The following is a 17869-nucleotide window of genomic DNA, read 5'->3' on the forward strand; positions in this document are numbered from 1 at the left end:
CGAGACTTGCCGATGCCTGACTCAACGCCTGTGCGCAACGATTACCGCCACTTCCAACCGATCACCACGCGTTGGCACGACAACGATGCCTACGGCCATGTGAATAACGTCACTTACTACAGCTTCTTCGACACAGCCGTTAATACCTACCTGATCGAACAGGGCGGGCTGGATATTCATGACGGTGAGGTGGTGGGGTTTGTGGTGAGTTCGGCCTGCGATTACTTCGCCTCGATTGCTTTCCCTGAGCGCATTGAAATCGGCCTGCGGGTAGGCAAGCTGGGCAATAGCTCGGTGCAGTATGAACTGGCGGTATTCAAGGCGGGTGAGCAGGAGGCGTGTGCGGCGGGGCGCTTTGTCCATGTGTTTGTGGACCGAGCCTCGAACCAGCCAGTGCCGATTCCGGGAATGTTGCGCGAAGCGATGCAGCGCTTGGTGGTTTGACGCACCTACAAGCAATACAGACCAAATGTGGGAGCCGGGCTTGCCCGCGATGGCGCAGTATCAGGCAGTACATCTAAACCTGATTCACTGCTATCGCGGGCAAGCCCGGCTCCCACATCGGATGTGTTCGTCAGAGCGCGGGTTTATCAGTCGCGATAACGATGCTTGTTCTTGCGATGCCCATAGGCATGGCCGCGGCCTGGGTGGCCATCGCGGTAGTAGCGACGGTCGTCACGGTCGCGATCGCGGTAATGGCGGCTGTCGCGATCACTTTCGTTACCCATGTAGTTGCCCAGCGCGCCACCCGCGCCACCGCCGGCTGCTGAGCCGACCAATGCACCGGTACTGCCGCCGACGCTGCGACCCAAGACGTTGCCGCCAGCTGCGCCCAGTGCGCCACCGATGGCGGCTTCGCCACGGCTACGCTTGTCTGCGCCGACCGCGCTACCGCCAGCGCCGCCTAGGGCCGCGCCGATGGTCGAACCGGTGTTGCCGCCCAGCTGCTGGCCGACAACGGAACCTAGAACCCCACCCAATGCGCCGCCTACACCGGCTTCGGTGGTGCCGCCTGCCATGGCTGCGCCACTGACCAGGCCAAGGGACAACAAGAGAATCGAGGAGAACTTCATTCAGGGAAACCTCAAGGGATGACGGCGCGATCCTGAGGTTGTATCGAGGCGCTGACAATCGAAATCCGACCGGCGGCAGAGGTTGTATACAATTTGCTAAGTTGCTGTTTTTTATGGGGAACTTAAGTCGTTTTTACAGGTCTTTAGCTACTTCGGAAGGGCCGCTTTTATGCAAAAGCGGCCTTTTTTTGTGCCTGCAGAATGTGCGGTGCTTGTGCTGGCCTCTTCGCGGGCAAGCCCGCTCCCACATTAGATCGGTTCACACAGTCTCAATGGTGAACCCATCCCAGTGTGGGAGCGGGCTTGCCCGCGAAAGCGGCAGTTCAAGCAACAGAAATCCCGGATCAGGCCGAGCGCGCCATGATCAACCCACTGTCACTCGCCGCCTCCAAGCGAATCGCAACAAACTTAGACGTCGGCGTATGGCTACCGTCGCCAGTGCTTTCCAATGGCACCAACGGGTTCACTTCCGGGTAGTAAGCCGCCGCCTGCCCCGCCGGAATATCAAATGCCAGCAGCGTAAAGCCCTTCACGCGGCGCTCACGGCCGTCTTCCCACAGCGACACGATGTCTGCCTTCTGCCCCGGCTTGAAGCCCAGGCGGATGATGTCGGCTTCGTTGACGAACAGCACGTCACGCTGGCCTTTGACCCCGCGATAACGGTCGTCCAGGCCGTAGATGGTGGTGTTGTACTGATCATGGGAGCGCATCGACTGCATGATCAGGTCCGGCACCCGGCCCGTGGCGTGGGTGCGCTCGTGGATCAGGTCTTTGGGCAAGATGTTGGGGCGGAAGTTGGCGCGGCCCGACGGTGTGTTCCAGCGGCGTGCGCCGGCGGAGTTGCCCAGGTAAAACCCACCTGGATGTTTGATCTTCTCGTTGAAGTCCTTGAAACCAGGGATGGTGTCGGCGATCAGGTCGCGGATGCGTCCGTAGTCGGCCACCAGCCAGTTCCAATCCACGGGCGTGCTGCCCAAAGTGGCGGCAGCAATGCCTGCCAGGATCGCCGGCTCGGACTTCATCAATTTCGACAGCGGTTGCAGTTGGCCGTTGGAGCCGTGGACCATGCTGAACGAGTCTTCCACCGTCACCGCTTGCGGGCCGTCGGCCTGGATGTCGATGTCGGTGCGGCCCAGGCACGGCAGGATCAACGCATCTTTACCGTGCATCAGGTGGCTGCGGTTGAGCTTGGTGCTGATCTGCACGGTCAGGTCGCAATTGCGCAGCGCTTCAAAGGTGCGCGTGCTGTCTGGCGTGGCTTGGGCAAAGTTGCCGCCCAGGCCGATAAAGACTTTGGAGCGGCCTTCAAGCATGGCGTGAATCGCTTCCACCACGTTGTGGCCGTTGTCTCGTGGTACCTGGAACTGGAAACGACGCTCCAGCGCGTCCAGAAACGCTACCGGCGGGCGTTCGTTGATGCCCATGGTGCGGTCGCCCTGCACGTTACTGTGGCCACGCACTGGGCACAGCCCGGCGCCTGGGCGGCCGATATTGCCGCGCAGTAGCATCAGGTTGGCGATTTCCTGGATGGTCGGCACCGAGTGGCGGTGCTGGGTAATCCCCATTGCCCAGCACATGATCACATTCTTGCCTTTGGCGTACATGCGCGCCGCTTGCTCGATCTCCACCAGGGTCAGGCCGGACTGCTCGACGATTTCCTCCCAGGAGGTGTCGTCGATCTGGCCCAGGTATTCCAGGACGTTGGCAGTGTGCTCATTGAGGAAGTCGTGGTCGAACACTGCTTCCTTGCCTTCGGCCAGGGCTTGGCGTTCCCACAGCAACAGGAATTTGGCCATGCCGCGCAAGATAGCCATGTCGCCACCCAGCGCCGGGCGGAAGTAGGCGGTGTTGGTCGGCTTGTCGCCGTTGGTGAGCATTTCCAGTGGATGTTGCGGGTGCTGGAAGCGCTCCAGGCCACGCTCTTTCAGTGGGTTGATACACACCACCTGCGCGCCGCGCTTCACCGCTTCGCGCAGCGGTTCGAGCATGCGTGGGTGGTTGGTACCGGGGTTCTGGCCCCAGACGAAAATGGCATCGGCATGCTCGAAGTCATCAAAGGTCACGGTACCTTTGCCCACACCGACACTCTGCGCCAGGGCTACGCCACTGGCTTCGTGGCACATGTTCGAGCAGTCCGGGAAGTTGTTGGTGCCAAAGGCGCGTACGAACAACTGGTACAGGTAGGCGGCTTCGTTGCTGGCGCGGCCCGAGGTGTAGAACTCGGCCATGTTCGGGCTGGGCAGCGCGTTGAGGTGCTTGCCGATCAGGTCGAACGCTGCATCCCAACTGATGGGCATGTAGCGATCGGTCTGGGCGTCATAGCGCATCGGCTCGGTCAGGCGGCCCTGGTATTCCAGCCAATAGTCGCTTTGCTCCAGCAACGCCGTGACGCTGTGTTTGGCGAAGAAGGCCGCATCGACGCGGCGCTTGGTGGCTTCCCAGTTGACCGCCTTCGCGCCGTTTTCGCAGAACTTGACCATGCCGCTTTCCGGCGAGTCGCCCCAGGCGCAGCCCGGGCAGTCGAAGCCGCCGTTCTGGTTGGTCTTGAGCATCATGCGCAGGTTTTTCAGGGCGTTGTCGCTGGTCAGCCAGGCTTGCGCCACGCTGATCAGGGCGCCCCAGCCACCGGCTGGGCCTTTGTAGGGCTTGTAGCGTGGGGTTGGGGTCTGGTCGGCTTGGTGGTGAAGGCTCATGGCTGGTGCTCCATCGCAGGGCTATAGACCCGTGGCGCGCTTTTTTGCGGCAGGTGGATGAGGTTTAGGTTGTGCCGGCGCGCCCATTGCAAGGCCAGGCCGGTAGGCGACGACAGGCTGACCAGGGTCTGGATGCCGGCGCGCAAAACTTTCTGAATCAATTCCAGGCTGCAGCGGCTGGTAACAATCGCCAGGCCGCCGTCGGTCGGAATTTTTTGGCGGATTAACGCGCCAATCAATTTATCCAAGGCGTTATGCCGGCCGATGTCTTCGCGACCCATCAGCAATTCGCCCTGGCTGTTCATAAACACTGCCGCATGCACGGCGCCGCTGTGCTGGCCCAGGGGTTGGAATGCGCTGATACGCTGGCGCAGGCCCTCTAGCCATTGTGCGGGCGGCAAGGGCGCGCCGGGCAGTATCTGGAGGTCGGGCAATGCTTGCTCCACCGCTTCCACGCCACACAGGCCGCAGCCGCTGGTACCCGCCAATTGGCGGCGTTGCTGCTTGAGGTTCCAGAACGCACGGCTGGAAACCTGTACCTGAGCATACTGGGCTGCGCCTGAACCGCTGATTTTCAGGTCATAAATGTCGTTAACGTCGGTGATAATCCCGCTGCCGAGGCTGAAACCTACAATAAAGTCTTCCAGGTCCGTAGGCGTCACCAGCATCACCGCCTGGCTGATATCGTTATAGGCAATCGCCAACGCCACTTCTTCGGCCAGCGCAGTGCTGGCCACTTCTGTGTGTTCAAGATTGCAATAGTGATAGCTCTGGCTGGCGACGGGCGCAGTCGTTTCGAGAGCGGGCGCCGTGCAGTGAGGGCGCTTGGCGTTCATGGGGCAGTACCACCGGCGGATTGATCAGTGTTTAGACTAGGCGCGACAAAGGGTCGCGTCTAATCGCCAGTATTGATCTATTGATAGAGGGCGTCGATCAAGGTTCACCGGCGTTTTCGTCGGGCTTATTCCAGGCAGGCGTGATTGAGATACTTTTGAGTCTTTAGCCAGTCTGGAACCCAAGTCGGCAGGACTGGTCTAGTCTTGGGCATCTGGAAATTAAATCCCAAGGAGAGCGCACCATGAGTATTTTTAGCTTTATCAAAGAAGCCGGCGAAAAGATTGTCGACCTGTTGACGCCGGGTAATGCGAACGCCAGTGAGCAGTTGAAGGAGCATGTGAGCAAGGTGGGCCTGGGTAATCCAAACGTGCAAACCACGGTGGATGGCGACAAGGTCACAGTGACCGGTGAAGTGGCCACCCAGGAAGAGAAAGAGAAGATCCTGTTGGCGCTGGGCAACATTGCCGGCGTGGCCAGTGTGGATGACCAGATCACAGTATCCGGTCCAGTGGTTGTGGCTTCGCGCTTTGTTGTAGTGAAAAGCGGCGACACCCTGAGCGCAATCTCTAAAACGGTTTATGGCGACGCGAATAAGTACAACAAGATCTTCGAGGCTAACAAGCCACTGTTGTCGCACCCGGACAAGATCTACCCAGGTCAGACACTGCGCATCCCTGAGTAATACGCAGGATAAAATGAGCAAGCTCGCCCTTTTGTAGGAGCGAGCTTGCTCGCGAAAAACTCACAGGCACCGCGTTTATCCAGGAAGCACGCGTTATCGTTGACGTTTTTCGCGAGCAAGCTCGCTCCTACATAAGCCCGGCGATGAGGTCTCGATAATCCCCGACGGCTGCAAATTCTGCAGTGTCCTTTGGCCCTTTCTTGCTATCAGGCTCTTTCACGGCCAGCAAATGCCCTACTCCGAAATCCCGGGCGCTGCGCAGGATCGGCAAGGTGTCATCTATAAACAGGCTACGGGCCGGGTCAAAGTGGATATCTGCTTGCAAGGCCTCCCAGAATTGCGGATTTTCCTTGGGAAAACCGTAGTCGTGAGAGCTGATCAATCGCTCGAAATACGGCGCCAGTTCAATGCGTTCCAACTTCAATGACAGCGAATCACGATGAGCGTTGGTGATCATGATCACCCGCTTGCCGGCCTGTTTGATCGCCGCCAGGAACGTATCGGCATCCGGGCGCAGGGCGATCAGGTGGGCGGTTTCCAGTTTGAGTTCGCGCACCGGGATCTTGAGTTCGGTGCTCCAGAAATCCAGGCAATACCATTGCAACTGTCCGGCGTTACGCTCAAACAGCGGTTGCAGCTCCATCTCGGCCATGGCCTGGCTCACACCGTGCAGCTCAGCGTAGCGCTGGGGCAGGTGCTCCATCCAGAAGTGGTTGTCGTAATGCAGGTCGAGCAGCGTGCCGTCCATGTCCAGCAGGACGGTGTCGATGGCGTGCCAGGGCAGAGAGGGCATGGTGGGGTCTCATGTAAGTAAAGATATCCGACACAGACAATCGGAAAAGCCACGGTATAGTAACCCGATCACGCCAAGGAGCCGTTTATGCGCCAGAAACCCACTGTCCTCGCCCGCGAAATAGTCGCCAGTAGCCGTTTGTTCCGCGTGGAGGAAGTGCAATTGCGCTTTTCCAATGGCGTTGAGCGCACCTACGAGCGTCTTGTCGGGCGCGGCGCGGGCTATGGAGCAGTGATGATCGTGGCGATGATCGATGAGGATCATGCATTGCTGGTGGAAGAGTACTGCGGCGGCACTGACGAATATGAATTGTCGTTGCCCAAAGGCTTGATCGAGCCCGGCGAAGACGTGCTGGCGGCGGCAGACCGCGAACTCAAGGAAGAGGCCGGTTATGGCGCACGGCAGTTGGAGCACATCACCGAGCTGTCATTGTCGCCTGGTTATATGAGCCAGAAGATCCAGGTGGTGTTGGCTACCGATCTTTATGAGGAGCGCCTTGAAGGTGATGAGCCCGAGCCGATGCGAGTAGACCGGGTCAACCTGCGTGAGTTGTCGGCACTGGCACAAAACGAGCAGTTCAGCGAAGGTCGCGCCCTGGCGGCGCTGTACCTGGTCAGAGACCTGTTGACCCAGCGTGGAGCGTTCACCGCATGAGCGAACTGTTTTTAGGCCACCCGTTTATCGCCCCGGTCATTGAACTGGCGCGCCAGGCCGGTGAAGCCATCCTGCCGTACTGGCGTGCCGACGTAGCTGTGACCTCCAAATCGGATGATTCGCCCGTGACAGCGGCCGACTTGGCTGCCCACCATCTGATTCTCGCAGGCCTGACCGCGCTGGACCCGAGCATTCCAGTGCTGTCTGAAGAGGACGCCGATATCGATCAGAGTGTGCGTGCCGGCTGGCAGCGCTGGTGGTTGGTGGACCCCCTGGATGGCACCAAGGAATTCATTTCTGGTAGTGAAGAATTCACCGTCAATATTGCCTTGATCGAACAGGGCCGCGTGGTGTTCGGCGTGGTATCGATACCGACCACTGGCCGCTGCTACTTCGGCGGCGCGGGCCTGGGGGCTTGGCGTTCGGACGTCAATGCGGCGCCCAAGCAGATTCAAGTGCGCCAGACCAGGGCTGCGGGCGAGGCCTTTACCGTGGTGGCCAGCCGTCGTCATACCAGCCCTGAGCAGGAGCGTCTGTTGGACGGTTTGAGCGAGGGTTTGGGTGAGCTGAAGCTGGCGAATATCGGCAGTTCGTTGAAGTTTTGTTTGCTGGCCGAGGGCAGTGCCGATTGTTATCCGCGCCTGGCGCCGACGTCGCAGTGGGATACTGCAGCGGCCCAGGGTGTATTGGAAGGGGCGGGGGGTGAAGTGCTGGAGTTGAATGGCAAGCCGTTCAGCTATCCGGCGCGGGAGTCGCTGTTAAATCCGTTCTTCTTGGCGTTGCCAGCCAAAGCCGCCTGGCGTGAGCGGCTGCTGACCCTGGCCAGATCATGACCCCTTTGTAGGAGCGAGCTTGCTCGCGAAAAACCTGAGAGCGCTGCGTTATCGTTGGCGTTTTTCGCGAGCAAGCTCGCTCCTACAGTGCGTTGACAGCGGTCGTTAGCGATGTAGCACGTATTGACCGGTAAAGATCACGGCATGCTCTTCGCTGCCTTCATTCACAATCCACGTCTGTAGCGCCAACCGCGCCCGGCCATAGCGCTGATAGGTCGCCACAAAGCGCTTCCACACCTTCTCCTGCGGCGCCGCGCAAATGGCTGTCGCGTCCTGGGTCACCGGCAGCGGGTAGCTGATCTGCCCTTCCTGAATCACGATGTGCCCGTCTTCAATCCCGGCTTCACGCAGCTTCAGGTGCAGCCAACCCCAACCCGCCAGCACCGCGCCGCAGTAGAGGCTGCCGCCGAACATGGTGCTCTTGTGGTTGATATTGGCCTGCAAGGGCAGGTGCAGTTGCAGTTGGTCGTGTTGCCAGTCGAGCACCTTGAGGCCCATTTCCCGGGTGAGTGGGATGTCGTGGTGAAGGATGGATTCCAGGTAACGGCTGTCGCGGCTCATGGCGGCCTCTTCGTAGGTGGACGATATCATTCGTCGTCGGCGCTCTGGCTGGCACTGTCGGCGAAGTTCAGACCGTGTTTGCGCAGTTTGTCGTGCAAGGTTTTGCGCGGCACGCCCAGGGCTTCGGCGAGGCTGCGCACGGAGCTGTGGGGGCGGGTCAGTTCGGCGGCGATCAGGCTTTTTTCGAACTGTTCGACTTGCTCGCTCAGGCCTCCGGGGGTGGAGGTCAGCACGCCGGTGGCGGGATGGTCCTGGCTGCTATCCAATGCCAACTCCAGGCCAAGGGCGAAACGCTCCGCGGCGTTTTGCAGTTCCCGCACATTGCCCGGCCAGCTGTGGCGCAGCAACAGCGCGCGCTGGCCCGGTTGCAGTTCGTGCAAGGGCAGGCCGTGGCGGCTGCTGGCCTCGTCGGCGAAGTGCTGGAACAGCATCAGCGCATCTTCACCCCGTTCTCGTAGCGGGGGGATGCGCAGCGGCGCCACATTGAGGCGGTAATACAAGTCGGCACGGAAGCGGCCCTGGTCGGCGGCCTGGCGCAGGTCTTCCTTGGTGGCGGCGATAATGCGGATATCCAGCGGGATCAGCTGATTGCCACCCAGGCGTTCCACTACGCGCTCCTGTAAAAGGCGCAGCAACTTGACCTGTACATCCAGGCTCATGCTTTCAATTTCATCCAGGAACAGCGTGCCGCCATTGGCAAACTCGAACTTGCCGATGCGACGCTTTTGCGCGCCGGTAAACGCGCCGGGTTCATGGCCGAACAGTTCGCTTTCCACCACCGATTCCGCCAGGGCCCCGGCGTTGATCGCGACAAACGGGCCGCTGCGTCGGCTTGAAAGGTCGTGCAGGGCGCGGGCGACGACCTCTTTGCCCGCCCCGGTTTCGCCGAGGATCAGCACATCGGCCTTGGTCGCGGCCAGCGCACCGATTTGTTCGCGCAGGCGCAACATCTGTGGCGAGTGCCCTACCAGGCGCGTGCTCAGTTGCTGGCGGTCGCTGAGGGCCAGGCGCAGGCTGCGGTTGTCCAGCACCAGCCGGCGCAAGGCCAGGGCACGACGCACGCTGTCGAGCAGCGCGTCACTGGCAAAGGGCTTTTCCAGAAAGTCATAGGCGCCGGCACGCATGGCCTGCACCGCCAGCGGTACGTCGCCGTGGCCGGTGATCAGCAGCACCGGCAGGTCGGCGTCCTGGCCGTGCAATTCAGCCAGCAGTTCCAGGCCGTCCATACCGGGCATGCGGATGTCGCTGACCACCACGCCCGGCCAGTCGCGGGACAGGCGTGCGGTGAGCCCGTTGGCTTCGCCCAGGGGCAGGACTTTCAGGCCGGCCAGGTCCAGGGTCTGGCACAGGGCCTGACGCAGGTGTGGATCGTCGTCGATCAAGACCACCTGAATCGAGTTGTCGATACTCATACACTGCGGTCCTCGGACGGTTGCAGACTGACGCCCGGCGAGCCGGCACGCAATTTCAAGGTTAACAGCGCGCCGCCTTCCTTGTGGTTGGCGAACGACAGTTCGCCGCCAAAGGCGCGCATCAGGGTGTCGCAGATTGCCAGCCCTAGCCCCAGGCCCTGGGTGCGCGTCTTGGTGGTGTAGAACGGCTCGCTGGCGCGGCCCAGGGCTTCCATGCAAAAGCCCGGGCCGTTGTCGCGAATATACAAGTTGACGCCTTGGGGCGTGGTTTCGGCACTCAGCCAGAGTTTACGTGGCGGGCCTTTTTCGGTGAGGGCATCCAGGGCATTGGCCAGCAAGTTACCCAGCACTTGGCGCAGACGGGTTTCACCGGCCTGCACCCACAAGGTCGCCTCGGGCAGGTCGCGGATCAACTCCACCTCCATCGAACGCCGACGCTTGGCCAGCAATGCCAGGGCGTCGTCGAGTGCCGGTTGCAGGGCCACGCTCTCCGGCGCATGCCGGTCACGGCGTGCGAAGGCGCGCAAGTGGGCGATGATCGAGGCCATGCGCCCGGTCAATTCGCTGATCAGCTTGAGGTTGCCACGGGCATCATTGGTGCGCTCATGGTCGAGCAGGATTTCGGCGTTTTCGGCATAGCTGCGAATCGCCGCCAGTGGCTGATTCAATTCATGGCTGATACTCGCCGACATGGTGCCCAGCGCCGAAAGTTTACCGGCCTGGACCAAATCGTCCTGGGCGCGCACCAGTTCTTGCTGGGCATGCTCGCGCTCCAGCACTTCCTGTTTCAGGCGCCGGTTCAGGCCCTCCAGGTCGCTGGTGCGCTCGGCCACGCGCATTTCCAATTCGCGCCGCGCTTTGGCTTCGAAGGCGATGCGTTCCAGGTAGTGCCGGCGGCGCTGCATCAGCAACCCCAGCAACAGCATCAGCACCAACAACGTAGCGCCGCCCACGGCGACGACCGTGCGCACCGGGCGGTTGATCAGCGAGCGCGGCGCGAGGATTTCCACGTTCCAGCCGGTCTCTGCGATGGCCGTGGATTGGCGCAGCCAGGCGCTGCTGCTGAGGCTCAGCGGCTGCGGGTCGCGGGTAGGGTAGGGCTGGATGGCGACGATGGCTTCGCGCTCTTCGGCAGTCAGTGGCCGAGTGGCGCGGAATCGCCATTGCGGGCGCGAAGTGAGGATCACCACGCCGTTATGGTCGGTGACCAGCAGTTGTTCCGGGGTATTGCCCCACAGGCTTTCGGTGTGGTCCAGGTCGACCTTCACCACCAGCACGCCGATGATGGTGTCGCCGTCACGTACCGCTGCAGCGAAGAAGTAGCCGCGCTTGGCCGAGGTGGTGCCCAGGCCGAAGAAGCGCCCCAGGCGCCCGGCCATGGCCTCGCTGAAATACGGACGGAAGGAGAAATTGCGCCCGACAAAGCTGTCTTGTTTGTCCCAGTTGGATGCGGCGAGGGTCTTGCCGGTGGTGTCCATCAAATACATCACCTCTACCCCGGCCTGGGCGGCGACGTCCTTGAGCAACTGGTTGGCATTGACCAGGTGGGTGCTGACGTGGGGCGCGTCCAATGCCGTGCGCAGGGCCGGCAGGTCACCGAGGATCTGCGGCAGTATTTCGTAGCGATGCAGGGTGCCCAACAAGTTGGCGACGTAGAGGTCGAGGGTCTGGCGGTTTTGCCCGGCCAGTTCGCTGCGGTAATAGCGCTCGGCCAAATGCTCCAGCGGCCACAACAGCGGTGCCAGGCATAGAGCCAGCAGGGCTAGGCTGCGCCAGCGGGGTCTTCGCGCAAGGGGTGGGGTCATGGAAGTCGCGCCTGTGGGTACAGGCGCATTATGCCTAGTGCTGCTGTGCAAGACACTCGTGCAATGCGTCTTGCCACTGTGGCTGGCTGACGTGCCATTGCTGTTGCAGGCGCGTGCAGTCCAGGCGCGAGTTCAGCGGGCGCTTGGCGGGGGTCGGGTAGGCGCTGGAAGGGATCGGCTCCAGGTCGGCGCAGGCCTTGCCTTCGGCGCGCAGTTGCTCGCCAATCGCCTCTGCAAAGCCGAACCATGAGGTTTCACCCTGGGCAGTGAGGTGGTAGACGCCCCAATCCCCTGCCTTACCGGCCTGCCACTGTTCGATCAGCATACGGGTGCTGTTGGCGATAGTCCCGGCCCAGGTCGGCGCACCGATCTGGTCGGCCACGATGCGCATCTGCGGTTTTTCCTGCAGCAGGCGCTGCATGGTCAGCAGGAAGTTCTTGCCGTGGCCCGAATAGACCCAGCTGGTACGCAAGATCAGGTACTGGCCACCTACAGCCGCAATCGCCTGCTCGCCCGCCAGCTTGCTCTGGCCGTAGACGCCCAGAGGGTTTGGGGCGTCGTTTTCGGTGTACGGGGCAAGTTTGCTGCCGTCGAACACGTAGTCGGTCGAGTAATGGATCAGCGGGATACCCAGCGCCTTGGCTTCCTCGGCGAGGATGCCGGGGGCGATGGCATTGATGGCAAACGCAGCGTCCGGTTCGCTCTCGGCCAGATCGACGGCGGTGTGGGCCGCCGCGTTGATGATCAGGCCAGGGCGATGGGCGCGCACTTGTTGGCGGATGAGGTCCGCGTCTGCCAGGTCAAGTTGCTTGCTCCCCAGGACGATAAGTTCGCCCAGGCCCTGGAGCCGCTGTTGCAGCTCCTGGGAGACTTGGCCGTGTTGGCCGGTGATGAGGATTTTCAGAGGCGCCATCACAGGAATAGGTCCGCGTCTTTCAGGGTTTTACCGCTCTGGTCCTTGGCGGACAGCGTCGGGGTGCCATTGAGCTGCCAGTCGATGTTGAGATCCGGGTCATCCCAACGGATGCAACGCTCCGCAGACGGCGTGTAGTAATCCGTGGTCTTGTAAAGGAATTCGGCGTAGTCGCTCAGCACGACGAATCCATGGGCAAAGCCTGGTGGAATCCATAACTGGCGGTTATTTTCTGCCGATAGGCGTACGCTGGCCCACTTGCCAAAATGCGGCGAGCTGCGGCGGATATCCACCGCCACGTCCAATACTTCGCCGGCAGTCACACGCACGAGTTTTCCCTGAGCGTGTTCTACCTGGTAGTGAAGACCTCTCAGCACGCCTTTTTGCGAGCGCGAGTGATTATCCTGCACAAACTGCAGTTGTAACCCGCTGGCTTTTTCAAACGCGCGGGCATTGAAGCTCTCATAAAAAAAACCGCGCTCATCGCCAAAAACCTTCGGCTCGATGATCAATACACCGGGCAGCTCAGTGGCAATCACGTTCATTTAGTATTTCCAGCGAGCATATACAGGTACTGACCATAGCCGGTCTTGCCAAAATACTTGGCACGCTCCAGCAGATAATCACGATCGATCCAGCCGTTTTCATAGGCGATTTCTTCCAGGCAGGCCACTTTCAAGCCCTGGCGGTGCTCGATGGTCTGAACGTAAGTCGAGGCTTCCAACAGGCTGTCGTGGGTGCCAGTGTCGAGCCAGGCGAAACCACGGCCGAAGCGTTCAACGTGCAGATCGCCACGCTGCAGGTAGGCATTGTTGACGTCGGTGATCTCCAGCTCGCCGCGTGGCGAAGGCTTGACCGCCTTGGCGATCTTGATCACGTCGTTGTCGTAGAAGTACAGGCCGGTCACCGCGTAGTGGGACTTGGGTTTAGCCGGTTTTTCTTCGATGGACAGGGCGCGGCCTTCGCTATCGAAGTCAATCACACCGAAGCGCTCAGGGTCTTTGACCCAGTAGCCGAACACCGTGGCGCCCGAAGGACGTTCGGCCGCGGTGCGCAGTTGCTCGCCGAAATGCTGGCCGTGGAAGATGTTGTCCCCCAGGATCAAGCACACAGGGTCATCGCCAATGAACTCTTCGCCGATGATAAATGCCTGGGCCAGGCCGTCCGGCGAAGGCTGCTCCGCGTAGGTGAAGCGCACGCCGAACTGGCTGCCATCGCCCAGCAGGTTCTGGTATTGCGGCAAGTCCACTGGCGTGGAGATCACCAGGATGTCCTTGATCCCGGCCAGCATCAGTACCGAGATCGGGTAGTAGATCATCGGCTTGTCATACACCGGCAATAACTGTTTGGACACGCCCAGGGTAATGGGGTGCAAACGCGTGCCGGAACCGCCGGCCAATACAATTCCCTTCATCATGCAATCAAATCCTTCACGTCAGTATTGCCCAGTCGTTCACCTTGATAACTGCCGTCCTGGACCCTGCGGCACCATTCCAGGTTATCGAGGTACCACTGCACGGTTTTGCGCAGGCCGGTCTCGAACGTTTCTTCCGGGGCCCAGCCCAGTTCGCGTTCGATTTTGCTGGCGTCGATGGCGTAGCGTTGGTCGTGGCCTGGGCGATCCTTGACGAAGGTGATCAGGTCGGTGAATTTCTCCACGCCGGCTGGGCGTTGTGGCGCCAGTTCTTCCAGCAGGGCGCAGATGCCACGTACCACGTCGATGTTCTTCTGCTCGTTGTGGCCGCCGATGTTGTAGGTTTCGCCCACAACCCCAGTAGTGACCACTGTGAGCAGCGCACGGGCGTGATCCTCGACAAACAGCCAGTCCCGCACCTGCAGACCATCGCCATACACCGGCAGTGGCTTGCCCGCCAGGGCGTTGAGAATCACCAGCGGGATCAATTTTTCGGGGAAGTGGAACGGCCCGTAGTTGTTCGAGCAGTTGGTCAGCAGCACCGGCAGGCCATAGGTGCGCTGCCAGGCGCGTACCAGGTGGTCAGACGCTGCCTTGCTCGCGGAATAGGGCGAGCTCGGTGCGTAAGGCGTGGTCTCGGTGAAGAGGTCGTCCACGCCGTGCAGGTCGCCATACACCTCGTCAGTGGAGATGTGGTGGAAACGGAACGCGCTTTTTGCCGGCTCTGCCAGCTTCTGCCAATAGGCGCGCGTGGCTTCCAGCAGGCTGTAGGTGCCGACGATGTTGGTCTGGATAAAATCCGACGGACCGTCAATCGAACGGTCCACATGGGACTCGGCCGCCAAATGCATGATCGCATCGGGTTCGAAGCGTGCGAGCACGGCGCTGACGGTGGCCTGGTCGATGATATCGGCCTGGACAAACTCATAGCGGCTGTTGGACGCGATGCTGGCCAGCGACTCGAGGTTGCCGGCGTAAGTCAGCTTGTCCAGGTTGAGCACTTCATGCTCAGTGTGTTGAATCAAGTGCCGGATCAGGGCCGAGCCAATAAATCCGGCACCGCCGGTGATGAGAATACGCATGTCGAGGGCCTTTTCCTTAGACGGACACTGGGCGAAAGTAGCATAGCTTGAGTTGTGAATCGGGCCGGCGCAAGTGCCGTGAGCAGAAGGGGTTGATTAACGCCACAGAACAATGGCGATATAGACGCCTGAAAAAACAAAGGTCGTCACAATGTCGTTAGCCACGTTGACCCACCGTGCCAGCTTGCCTTGCCCACAAGTCACCCCCGAGCAGGCAGCACACCTGCTCGAGCGACACTATGGACTGACGGGCAAATTACACTCGTTGGGCAGTCAACAAGACCTCAACTACAGAATTGACAGCACGCGGGGCCGTTTCGTTCTGAAGATCTGCCGGGGTGACTACGCCGCGGTTGAGCTCCAGGCCCAGCACGCAGCCCTCAACAGCCTGGGCCCCCATGCCGGCGTGCGTGTGCCCAAGGTCATCCAAACCGTTGAGGGCGAGGAGCTGCTGACGGTCAACGTCGACGGCCAAACCCTGCACCTGCGGCTATTGGACTACATCGACGGCCAGCCCCTGACGCATTTGCCCCGCCTGAGCCGCACCGTGATCGAAGGCTTTGGTGAGCTGTGCGGGCAAATGAGCCACGCGCTGGCAGGTTTCGAACACCCTGGCCTGGAGCGCACCCTGCAATGGGACCCGCGCCACGCCCAGGCATTGATCATCCACCTGCTGGCGACCTTGCCCGACCTGCCGCAGCGTGCCGCACTGGAGCAGGTGGCCAGGCAGGTCGAGGCGCATGTGCAGCCGCTGGCGGCACGCCTGCCCTGGCAAGCGGTGCACATGGACATCACCGATGACAACGTAGTGTGGCAGCGTGATGCCCAGCGGCACTGGCGTATACAAGGCGTGATCGATTTCGGCGATCTGGTGCGCACCTGGCGAATTGCCGATCTGTCGGTGACCTGCGCGGCGCTGTTGCATCATGCCGACGGAGATCCGTTTGCCCTCTTGCTAGCGATCCAGGCCTGCCACGCGGTCACGCCGTTACAGCGCGAAGAGCTGGAGGTGTTGTGGCCGTTGATCGTCGCTCGCGCGGCGGTGTTGGTGCTCAGCAGTGAGCAGCAGCAACGCCTGGACCCGGATAACGTTTATCTGAAGAAAAACGCCGAGCACGAGTGGGAAATCTTCTATATCGCCACGTCGGTGTCCTTTGAACTCATGCACGCGGCGATTCTTGGCTGCGTCGGCGAGACACTACCGCCCGTCGCCAACCAAGACTTCGCGCCTTTATTGCCAGGCTTGGTGGGACGTGAGTTTGCGCTGATCGACCTGGGCGTACTCAGCCCGCATTTCGAGGCCGGCAATTGGGAGACTCCCGGCATAGATCGGCGTCTGCTGGATGAGGCTGCGACGGTGCATGGGCTGGCGGCCAGTCGTTACGGGCAATACCGCTTGTCGCGCACCCGCCCCGACAGTGCGCTAGAGCCCGAGACCTTCCCCCTGTATGTCGAACTGCATCTGCCCCACGGCACCGTGCTAGAAGCACCCTTTGCGGGAACCCTGCACGAAGGTACCGACGGCTTGCTGTGTTTGCACGATAGTGGGCTGAGCCTGCGCCTGTGGGGCGTGCGAACATCACTCAAACCCGGTGCAACACTGGTCAAAGGGCAGGTGCTGGGCGAGGTTCATGCGCCGTTGACCGTGCAGTTATGCCGCGCAAACCTTGAACCACCGTTGTTCTGTACACCTTCCCGGGCGTTGGCGTGGCAGGCGTTGTGCCCGTCACCCGCCGTGCTGTTGGGCCTGGCCTGTGATGCGGAGCCGGAACTGGACCCAGAGGCCCTGCTGGCCCGGCGGGATGCCAGCTTTGCGCGCTCCCAGAAGCACTATTACGCCGACCCGCCGCGTATCGAGCGTGGCTGGCGTAACCATCTGATCGATATGCAGGGCCGATCCTACCTCGACATGCTCAATAACGTGGCGGTGCTGGGCCATGGCCACCCGCGCATGGCAGAAGTGGCAGCGCGGCAGTGGTCGTTGCTCAACACCAACTCGCGGTTTCACTATGCGGCAATTGCCGAGTTCTCCGAGCGCTTGCTGGCGTTGGCGCCGGAGGGCATGGATCGGGTGTTCCTAGTCAACAGCGGCACCGAGGCCAATGACCTGGCGATTCGCCTGGCCTGGGCCTACAGCGGCGGGCGCGACATGCTCAGCGTGCTCGAGGCCTATCACGGCTGGTCGGTGGCGGCGGATGCCGTGTCCACGTCGATTGCCGATAACCCCCAGGCCTTGAGCAGCCGCCCGGATTGGGTGCACCCGGTGACCGCGCCCAATACCTACCGTGGTGAGTTCCGTGGGCCGGACAGCGCGCCGGACTATGTACGAAGCGTGGAGCATAACCTGGCGAAAATCGCCGCGAGCCGGCGTCAATTGGCCGGGTTCATCTGTGAGCCGGTGTACGGCAATGCCGGCGGCATCTCCCTGCCAGCGGGTTACCTGCAACAGGTGTATGGCTTGGTCCGTGCCCAGGGTGGCGTGTGCATCGCCGACGAAGTGCAGGTGGGTTACGGCCGCATGGGGCATTTCTTCTGGGGGTTTGAACAGCAGGGTGTGGTGCCCGACATCATCACGATGGCCAAAGGCATGGGCAACGGCCAGCCGTTGGGCGCAGTGATCACCCGCCGAGAGATTGCCGAGGCGCTGGAGGCCGAGGGTTACTTCTTCTCCTCATCAGGAGGCAGCCCGGTCAGTTGCCGGATCGGCATGGCGGTGCTGGATGTGATGGAAGAGGAAAAGCTGTGGGAAAACGCCCAAGTGGTAGGCGGGCATTTCAAGGCACGGCTGGAGGAGTTGATCGACCGCCATCCACTCGTCGGTGCTGTGCACGGTTCGGGATTCTATCTGGGCCTTGAACTGGTGCGTGATCTCCATACCCTGGAACCTGCGACTGCAGAAACCGCCTTGTTGTGTGACCGGCTGCGGGAGCTGGGGATTTTCATGCAGCCTACCGGTGATGACCTGAATATCCTCAAGATCAAGCCGCCGATGGTGACTTCCCGGCGCAGCGTGGATTTCTTCGTGGACATGCTGTCGAAGGTGTTGGATGAGCAACTGTAATTTACCGATTGTTATCGGCTATTTTTTGCGCTGCCTAGTACCTATCATACTTTTAG

General features: G+C 61.0%; 16 protein-coding genes. 5 read left to right on the forward strand and 11 right to left on the reverse strand.

Features of this window, described 5'->3' with window-relative positions:
- Positions 1-12 precede the first annotated feature (12 nt).
- On the forward strand, positions 13-444 hold the full coding sequence (locus tag HU731_RS17470) for an acyl-CoA thioesterase (RefSeq protein ID WP_161904230.1): 432 nt from the start codon (positions 13-15) through the stop codon (positions 442-444).
- Positions 445-590: 146 nt separating this feature from the next.
- Here HU731_RS17470 and HU731_RS17475 read toward each other — a convergent pair whose 3' ends face one another.
- The 3 genes from HU731_RS17475 to fdhD form a co-directional block, all read right to left on the reverse strand.
- A complete protein-coding gene (locus HU731_RS17475) occupies positions 591-1073 on the reverse strand; it encodes a glycine zipper domain-containing protein (RefSeq protein ID WP_003187699.1) in 483 nt (160 codons plus the stop codon).
- 344 nt (positions 1074-1417) lie between these two features.
- Positions 1418-3766 (reverse strand): FdhF/YdeP family oxidoreductase, encoded by a 2349-nt coding sequence (locus tag HU731_RS17480; protein WP_186606402.1) that lies wholly within the window; start codon positions 3764-3766, stop codon positions 1418-1420.
- A complete protein-coding gene (gene fdhD / locus HU731_RS17485) occupies positions 3763-4602 on the reverse strand; it encodes a formate dehydrogenase accessory sulfurtransferase FdhD (RefSeq protein ID WP_186606403.1) in 840 nt (279 codons plus the stop codon). Before fdhD ends, HU731_RS17480 begins: the two co-directional genes overlap by 4 nt.
- Positions 4603-4844: 242 nt before the next feature.
- Between fdhD and lysM the strand changes: the two genes are divergently transcribed.
- Positions 4845-5285: a peptidoglycan-binding protein LysM gene (lysM, locus tag HU731_RS17490; RefSeq protein WP_032894105.1), complete on the forward strand. Its 441-nt coding sequence runs from the start codon at positions 4845-4847 to the stop codon at positions 5283-5285.
- Positions 5286-5412: 127 nt separating this feature from the next.
- Here lysM and yrfG read toward each other — a convergent pair whose 3' ends face one another.
- Positions 5413-6078, reverse strand: a complete 666-nt coding sequence (gene yrfG / locus HU731_RS17495) for a GMP/IMP nucleotidase (protein WP_186606404.1) — start codon at positions 6076-6078, stop codon at positions 5413-5415.
- Between the two features lie 87 nt (positions 6079-6165).
- Between yrfG and nudE the strand changes: the two genes are divergently transcribed.
- Both nudE and cysQ read left to right on the forward strand, forming a co-directional pair.
- Positions 6166-6732, forward strand: a complete 567-nt coding sequence (nudE, locus tag HU731_RS17500) for an ADP compounds hydrolase NudE (protein ID WP_186606405.1) — start codon at positions 6166-6168, stop codon at positions 6730-6732.
- Positions 6729-7565: a 3'(2'),5'-bisphosphate nucleotidase CysQ gene (gene cysQ, locus HU731_RS17505; RefSeq protein ID WP_186606406.1), complete on the forward strand. Its 837-nt coding sequence runs from the start codon at positions 6729-6731 to the stop codon at positions 7563-7565. The genes nudE and cysQ overlap by 4 nt, the downstream gene beginning before the upstream one ends.
- 105 nt (positions 7566-7670) lie before the next feature.
- Here cysQ and HU731_RS17510 read toward each other — a convergent pair whose 3' ends face one another.
- Genes HU731_RS17510 through rfbB form a run of 7 tightly spaced genes read right to left on the reverse strand, consistent with a single transcriptional unit; the run spans position 7671 to position 14752 of the window.
- Positions 7671-8126, reverse strand: a complete 456-nt coding sequence (locus tag HU731_RS17510) for a thioesterase domain-containing protein (RefSeq protein ID WP_186606534.1) — start codon at positions 8124-8126, stop codon at positions 7671-7673.
- 26 nt (positions 8127-8152) lie between these two features.
- The gene (locus HU731_RS17515) at positions 8153-9538 is read right to left on the reverse strand and encodes a sigma-54-dependent transcriptional regulator (RefSeq protein WP_186606407.1); all 1386 of its coding nucleotides are present in this window, start codon (positions 9536-9538) and stop codon (positions 8153-8155) included.
- Positions 9535-11343 carry a sensor histidine kinase gene (locus HU731_RS17520; RefSeq protein ID WP_186606408.1) on the reverse strand — a complete coding sequence of 603 codons (1809 nt, stop codon included), beginning with the start codon at positions 11341-11343 and terminating at the stop codon, positions 9535-9537. Before HU731_RS17520 ends, HU731_RS17515 begins: the two co-directional genes overlap by 4 nt.
- Before the next feature lie 34 nt (positions 11344-11377).
- Complete coding sequence (gene rfbD, locus HU731_RS17525) at positions 11378-12247, reverse strand: dTDP-4-dehydrorhamnose reductase (RefSeq protein ID WP_186606535.1); 870 nt, start codon at positions 12245-12247, stop codon at positions 11378-11380.
- Between the two features lie 8 nt (positions 12248-12255).
- Positions 12256-12801 (reverse strand): dTDP-4-dehydrorhamnose 3,5-epimerase, encoded by a 546-nt coding sequence (rfbC, locus tag HU731_RS17530; protein WP_044270559.1) that lies wholly within the window; start codon positions 12799-12801, stop codon positions 12256-12258.
- The gene (rfbA, locus tag HU731_RS17535; protein ID WP_133634158.1) at positions 12798-13673 is read right to left on the reverse strand and encodes a glucose-1-phosphate thymidylyltransferase RfbA; all 876 of its coding nucleotides are present in this window, start codon (positions 13671-13673) and stop codon (positions 12798-12800) included. Before rfbA ends, rfbC begins: the two co-directional genes overlap by 4 nt.
- The gene (gene rfbB / locus HU731_RS17540) at positions 13670-14752 is read right to left on the reverse strand and encodes a dTDP-glucose 4,6-dehydratase (protein WP_186606409.1); all 1083 of its coding nucleotides are present in this window, start codon (positions 14750-14752) and stop codon (positions 13670-13672) included. Before rfbB ends, rfbA begins: the two co-directional genes overlap by 4 nt.
- Positions 14753-14903: 151 nt before the next feature.
- On the opposite strand from rfbB, the gene HU731_RS17545 reads away from it, so the two are divergent.
- Positions 14904-17813: an aminotransferase gene (locus HU731_RS17545; protein WP_186606410.1), complete on the forward strand. Its 2910-nt coding sequence runs from the start codon at positions 14904-14906 to the stop codon at positions 17811-17813.
- Positions 17814-17869 lie beyond the last annotated feature (56 nt).

The sequence above is a fragment of the Pseudomonas salmasensis genome (assembly GCF_014268375.2).
In the GTDB taxonomy this organism is placed as follows: Bacteria; Pseudomonadota; Gammaproteobacteria; order Pseudomonadales; family Pseudomonadaceae; genus Aquipseudomonas; species Aquipseudomonas salmasensis.